The 5,675-nt window shown below is 66.9% G+C and carries 6 protein-coding genes and 1 pseudogene; 4 read left to right on the top strand and 3 right to left on the bottom strand.

Annotation, left to right across the window (positions count from 1 at the left end; all coding sequences use genetic code 11):
- A pseudogene (locus A9X04_RS00715) lies at positions 1–197 on the top strand (NADP oxidoreductase); the annotation flags it as partial.
- Here A9X04_RS00715 and A9X04_RS00710 read toward each other — a convergent pair.
- Together A9X04_RS00710 and A9X04_RS00705 are read right to left on the bottom strand one after the other, a co-directional pair.
- A complete protein-coding gene (locus tag A9X04_RS00710; RefSeq protein ID WP_067916792.1) occupies positions 198–614 on the bottom strand; it encodes a group III truncated hemoglobin in 417 nt (138 codons plus the stop codon). It abuts the pseudogene before it with no gap.
- An 8-nt stretch (positions 615–622) separates the two neighbouring features.
- Positions 623–1,420, bottom strand: coding sequence for a universal stress protein (locus tag A9X04_RS00705; RefSeq protein WP_067916790.1), 798 nt, complete (start codon positions 1,418–1,420; stop codon positions 623–625).
- A gap of 237 nt (positions 1,421–1,657) precedes the next feature.
- Between A9X04_RS00705 and A9X04_RS00700 the strand changes: the two genes are divergently transcribed.
- Genes A9X04_RS00700 through A9X04_RS00690 form a run of 3 tightly spaced genes read left to right on the top strand, consistent with a single transcriptional unit; the run spans position 1,658 to position 5,406 of the window.
- Complete coding sequence (locus A9X04_RS00700; RefSeq protein ID WP_067916788.1) at positions 1,658–3,982, top strand: nitric-oxide reductase large subunit; 2,325 nt, start codon at positions 1,658–1,660, stop codon at positions 3,980–3,982.
- A 3-nt stretch (positions 3,983–3,985) separates the two neighbouring features.
- Positions 3,986–4,612: a hypothetical protein gene (locus A9X04_RS00695; protein ID WP_067916786.1), complete on the top strand. Its 627-nt coding sequence runs from the start codon at positions 3,986–3,988 to the stop codon at positions 4,610–4,612.
- Positions 4,609–5,406, top strand: a complete 798-nt coding sequence (locus A9X04_RS00690; RefSeq protein ID WP_067916782.1) for a slipin family protein — start codon at positions 4,609–4,611, stop codon at positions 5,404–5,406. Before A9X04_RS00695 ends, A9X04_RS00690 begins: the two co-directional genes overlap by 4 nt.
- 19 nt (positions 5,407–5,425) lie before the next feature.
- On the opposite strand, the gene A9X04_RS00685 is transcribed toward A9X04_RS00690, so the two are convergent.
- Positions 5,426–5,675: hypothetical protein (locus A9X04_RS00685; protein WP_067916780.1), on the bottom strand; the 250-nt coding region annotated here is incomplete at its 5' end.

Here is a 5,675-nt window from a genome sequence, read left to right as displayed (position 1 = left end):
CCGGCGACCTGGCGGACTTCCCCGAGGACCACGCCGACAAGCTGGCCGAGTGGCTGGCCTCACGCCAGCCGAAGCTGGTCACCTCAGCGCACTGGGAGGTCATCGACCGTCACGAGCGCGCCGCCGGTGAGCCGCACGGGCGTCCCCGCGTCAAGCTGCCCAACCTCGAGGAGCTGCTGCGCATCAGCCACGGCTGATCACGAAGCCGCGGTGGCGAGCAGTTCGGGTGCGTCGAGTCCGGTGAGCCGGCGGTGCATGGCCCAGGCGATCCGGGCGCCCTGAACCTTCGCCCGGTCGGCCGCCGGTCCGCGATACATGTCGTCGACGGTGGTGTGCCAGATGCTGAGCCAGCGCAGGAAGTGGCGGTTGGACAGCGGGGTCCGCCGGTGGATGTCGCGGTGCGCCTGCAACGCGCTGCCGCGGTAGCTTCCCGCGCGAAAGAGCACCGTCTCCCAGAAATCGCACATCCTCGGAATGTGTGCGTCCAAACCGACGGCGCGCAAGCCGGCGAACGGCTCGGCCAGCACCTCGTCGGCCAGCGCCCGCCCGTAGAAGCGGCGCAGGAGCGCCTCCACGTCGGCGCGGCCGACCAGATCGGCATTCGCTTCCGCCATTCGCGCGGTCACAGGTTGCCGCACCGTATCGCCAGCACGGAATGTCCCGCGTTGCAAACCCGCTCAGCGGTATGACCTTCGGTGACCAGCAGCTGCCCGGCTTCCGGGTTGGCGCGCAGGTACTGCTCCACACTGTCGCGCACGATCGCGGGCTCCGCCCGCACGTCCGGGTACAGCCGCGTCCAACGCGCGAGCCGTCGAGTCAATTGCGCTTGCGCCGAACGCGTTCCGTCACCGTCGTCCTGGGAGTCCTCACCGCGATACACCCAGAGCGCGCGCAGCGTCGCCTCGCGCAGCCTCGCCTCATCGAACGCATGCCGCAGCACCATGCCGTTGTCGGCCTCGGCCAGCACCGTCGTCACCTTCGGCGCCGCCGACCGTCTTGCCGGCTGCCGGATGACCGCGACCGGGCACCGGGCCGAGCCGGCCAACGCCGTCGCGACCGGGGTTCCGCCATGGCGGGCGTGGTTGAGCCCGATCGAGCCGACGCAGATCATGGCCGCCGACCGCGACTCCTCCAGCAGCTTGGTGAGCGGCCTTCCGCACAGGATGTCGGTTTCGATCTTGACCGGAGCGCCTGTGGCGCCCACGGACCGATGGGCGTCGGCCAGCGCCGTCCTCGCGCCTGCGAGGCGCGCCTCGCAGGCGTGCGCGGTGGTGGCGTCCTGCGGGTCGACGACATAGACCAATCGCATCGGGATATCGCGGCTGACGGCCTCGTCGATCGCCCACAGGGCGGCCTGCTGCGCCGCCCTCGAGCCGTCCACCCCTACGACGACTGCCGGAGCCGGGAGGCTATTGCTCATCGCGGTCTCCTCTGCTGAGGTGTAAGCGGGGAACTTTCGCGTCGCCCAGCCATGACGTTATGGGGGGAAGCCACTCTCGCCCAGGGGCATTGGTCCCGAAACAGATGCCATAGGCCCTTGGCAACGTGTGACGGCGAAGAATTGGCGTTCCCCCGGCGATGACAACCGAATACAAGCTGTTTGCGCAGATGGACGGCGGGGCGTCACCACCCATCATCGGAGACGGGAGACTCGCGTATGGCCGCTCAACAGACCGCTCAACCGACTTCCTCACAGCCCCTGGTAGGCAAAGGCTGGCTTCAGGGCGTCGCCCTGGTCATGATCTTCGGCTTCCTGGTCATGGGCATCCTGGCCTACCGCACCTACTCGGCGTCGATGCCGATGCCGGACAGGGTCGTCAACGAATCGGGCCAGCTGCTGTTCACCGGCGACGACATCACTCGGGGGCAGGAGCTCTACCAGACTCGGGGCCTGATGGAATACGGCTCGGTGCTGGGGCACGGCGCATACCTGGGGCCCGACTACACCGCCGAATACCTGCGGATGGCGACGCAGGACGTCGCCGACCAGCTGCGGGCGCAGGGGGTGACCGACCCGCGCGATCGAGTGGTCATCGAGTTCCGTACCAACCGATACAACCCCAACTCCAAGACGCTGGTGTTCACCGACCGGCAGGCCGCGGCGTTCGACCACATCCAAAACCACTACGCCACCTACTTCGGCGAGAACTCGACCAAGTACGGGTTGCTGCCCCGGATGATCACCGACAAGGCGCAGATCCACGACCTGACGGCGTTCTTCGCGTGGACGGCCTGGGCAGGCGCGGCCGAACGCCCCGGTCACAAGTACAGCTACACCAACAACTGGCCGGCCGAGCCGCGGGTCGACAACGGCCCGACCGCGCCGGTGATCGTGTGGTCGGCGCTGTCGCTGATCGCGCTGCTCGGTGGCATCGGCGCGATGTTCGCCGTCTACGGGCGATGGAGCCAGAAGGTCGGCTGGCACAGCGCCGAGTCGTCTACGCTGTCATTCCGCCAACCGGGCGAGGTGAGCCTGACGCCGGCGCAGCGCGCGTGCGTGTGGTTCTTCGCGATCGTCTCTGTGCTGTTCCTGGCGCAGACGCTGCTGGGCGCGGCCGCCGAGCACTACCGGGCCGACCTGTCGACCTTCTTCGGGCTGGACCTGGCCCGGGTACTGCCCTACAACCTGGCGCGCACGTGGCACGTGCAGCTGGCGCTGTTCTGGACCGCGGCGGCCTTCCTAGCCGGCGGCATCTTCCTGGTGCCGTTCATCGCCCGCCGCGAGCCGCGCCGTCAGGGGTTGCTGGCGTACGTCCTGCTGGGCGCGGTCGCGGTGGTGGTGTTCGGTTCGCTGATTTGCGAGGCGCTCTCCATCTACGGAGTGATCCCACATGGGCTGCTGTCCCAGCAGTGGGAGTATCTGGACCTGCCGCGGCTGTTTCAGATCCTGCTGATCGTCGGGTTGTTCGTGTGGATTGCGATCATCTTCCGGGGCATGCGGGCCCGGCTCAAAGGCGAGTCGAAGATGAACATGCCATGGTTGTTCTTCTTCTCCGGGCTGGCGATCCCGGCGTTCTACACCGTCGGGCTGTTGGCCGGCAGCGGCACGCATTACACCGTCGCCGAGTTCTGGCGGTTCTGGGTGGTCCACCTGTGGGTCGAGGACTTCCTCGAGTTGTTCACCACGGTGATGGTGGCCTACATGTTCGTGTTGCTGGGCGTGGTGCGCGAACGGATCGCGCTGGGCGTCATCTTCCTTGACGTCATCCTGTACTCCGCGGGCGGCGTCATCGGCACCATGCACCACCTGTACTTCTCGGGCACCCCGGTGGAGCACATGGCGCTGGGCGCGTTCTTCTCGGCGGCCGAAGTGATTCCGTTGACCTTCCTCACCGTCGAGGCGTGGGCGTTCCTGCAACTGGGGGCGCGCCAGCAGTCCGGCGACACCAACCCCTTCCCGCATCGGTGGGCGGTCATGTTCCTGGTCGCGGTGGGCTTCTGGAACTTCCTGGGCGCAGGCATCTTCGGGTTCCTGATCAACCTGCCGATCGTGTCCTACTACCAGATCGGGACCGCGCTGACCGCCAACCACGCACACGGCGCGATGATGGGCGTCTACGGCATGCTCGCCGTCGGCCTGGCGATGTTCACGTTCCGTTACGTGATCCCGGCCGACAAGTGGCCGGAGAAGTTGGCGCGAATCTCGTTCTGGTGCATGAACATCGGCCTGGCGTGGATGGTGTTCGTCACCCTGTTGCCGCTGGGCGTGCTGCAGCTGTATCACTCGGTCAACGACGGCTATTTCGAGGCTCGTTCGCTGGGCTACATCACCAGACCCGGGAATGCGGTGATCGAATGGCTGCGGATGCCGGGCGACCTCATTCTGATCGTCGGCGGTGTGCTGCCGTTCGTCTGGATCGCCTGGACGGCGTTGCGGCATTTCCGCACGGGTTCGACGGTTCAAGAGCTGCCCGAACATCCGCTCTACGTCGAAGCCCCGACCGAGCCGGAGACCGGTGCCCCGGTGGCGGCGAAGGACTGACAGGTGACTCAACCGGCCGCCTCGGTATGGCTGATCGCCGGGTATTCCCTCGCGCTGGTGGCCATCGGCTGGAGTTTCGACTCGATGGCCAGGAGCGCGTCGGCCCGCGCGGCGCGTTGGCGCACAGGGCAATTCACCTACCGGCCGGATCACGACGCCTGGGTGTGCCCGCAGGACCACTGGTTATGGCCGACTTCGTTCGACCCGCGCCACCGGGTCATGCGGTATCGCGCCCAGCCGGTGGTGTGCAACAGCTGTCCCGTCAAGACCGGTTGCACGACGTCCGATCACGGCCGGGAGATCAGCCGCGAGGTGGACCCGTGGCCGCATTCGGACGCCGGACGGTTCCACCGCGGGATCGCCTGTTGCGTAGCCGGATTCGGGATCGTGCTGCCCCTGGCGACGATGTTCACCAACCACTCGGGCGCTGACGTGTTGGTCTTGGCCGGCACCATTTCGATCGTCGCGCTGCTCGGCCTGCCGCTGGTCCGCCACCTGTGGAACACCCCGTCCAATGCGCCCGATCACCTGCCGCACCGCACCGCGCTCGAGGACCAGGCGGCCGCGGCGATCGACAGGTATTCGACTCGCTGGGGCAGCTGGGAGAGCAAGGAGGGCAACGCCACATGACTTCCGTCGTGATCGTCGTCGTCATCGCCGGGTTTGTCGGGCTCGCCGTCCTCGCGATGTGGTCGCTGGCCGTGCTGCGCGAGTACGAACGCGGAGTCGTCTTCCGGATGGGTCACGTGCGCCCCCTGTACGGTCCAGGCCTTCGCTTCCTGATCCCCTTCCTGGACAAGATGATTCGCGTGGATCAGCGGCTGGTGACGCTGACCATTCCGCCGCAGGAGGTGATCACCCGCGACAACGTCCCGGCCAGGGTCAATGCCGTCGTCATGTTCCAGGTGATGGAGCCGCTGAAAGCGATTCTGGCGGTGGAGAATTACGCCGTGGCCACCTCGCAGATCGCCCAGACGACGCTGCGCTCGCTGCTGGGACGGGCCGACTTGGACACCCTGCTGGCGCACCGGGAGGACCTCAACAGCGACCTGCGCACGATCATCGAAAAGCAGACCGAACCTTGGGGTGTGCAGGTCTGCGTCGTGGAGATCAAAGACGTCGAGATTCCCGAGTCGATGCAGCGGGCGATGGCCCGCGAGGCCGAAGCCGAACGTGAACGCCGCGCGAAGGTCATCAACGCCCGCGGAGAGTTGCAGGCCTCCGAAGAGCTGCGCGAGGCCGCGGAGACCCTGTCCAAGAGCCCCGCATCACTGCAATTGCGGTATCTGCAAACGCTGCTGGAATTGGGGGCGGACCAGAATTCGACCGTCGTCTTCCCGCTGCCCGTGGACATCATCACGCCGTTCTTGCGCCACCCCGAGGTACTGCGGGGCGTCGTCGACAACCTCAACAATCGGCGCTGAGTCCTGTCGCCGCCTTTCGCTACACCGGGGGCGGCTCCGACGGCGCCAGCCGCCAGTTGTCGGGATTCTTCGGCGAATACACCACCGGGAACAACTGGCCGATGGTGGGCCAGTGGTCGACGTCCATCGCCATGCGCTGATACACCGCGTGCTCGCTGACGGTGGGCCCGTTGATCACTCCGGCGATGGTGACGAACTGTTCACCGGTGGCGTCCGGCCGCGGGCTCACCCCGGTGACCAGCAGCGTGCCGTTGAGCAGTTCGTCGCGG

The organism is Mycobacterium sp. E3247 (genome assembly GCF_001667785.1).
Lineage (GTDB): Bacteria > Actinomycetota > Actinomycetes > Mycobacteriales > Mycobacteriaceae > Mycobacterium.
The sequence above is the reverse complement of the archived record's forward strand: the minus strand, read 5'-3'. Positions and strand labels throughout refer to the sequence as shown.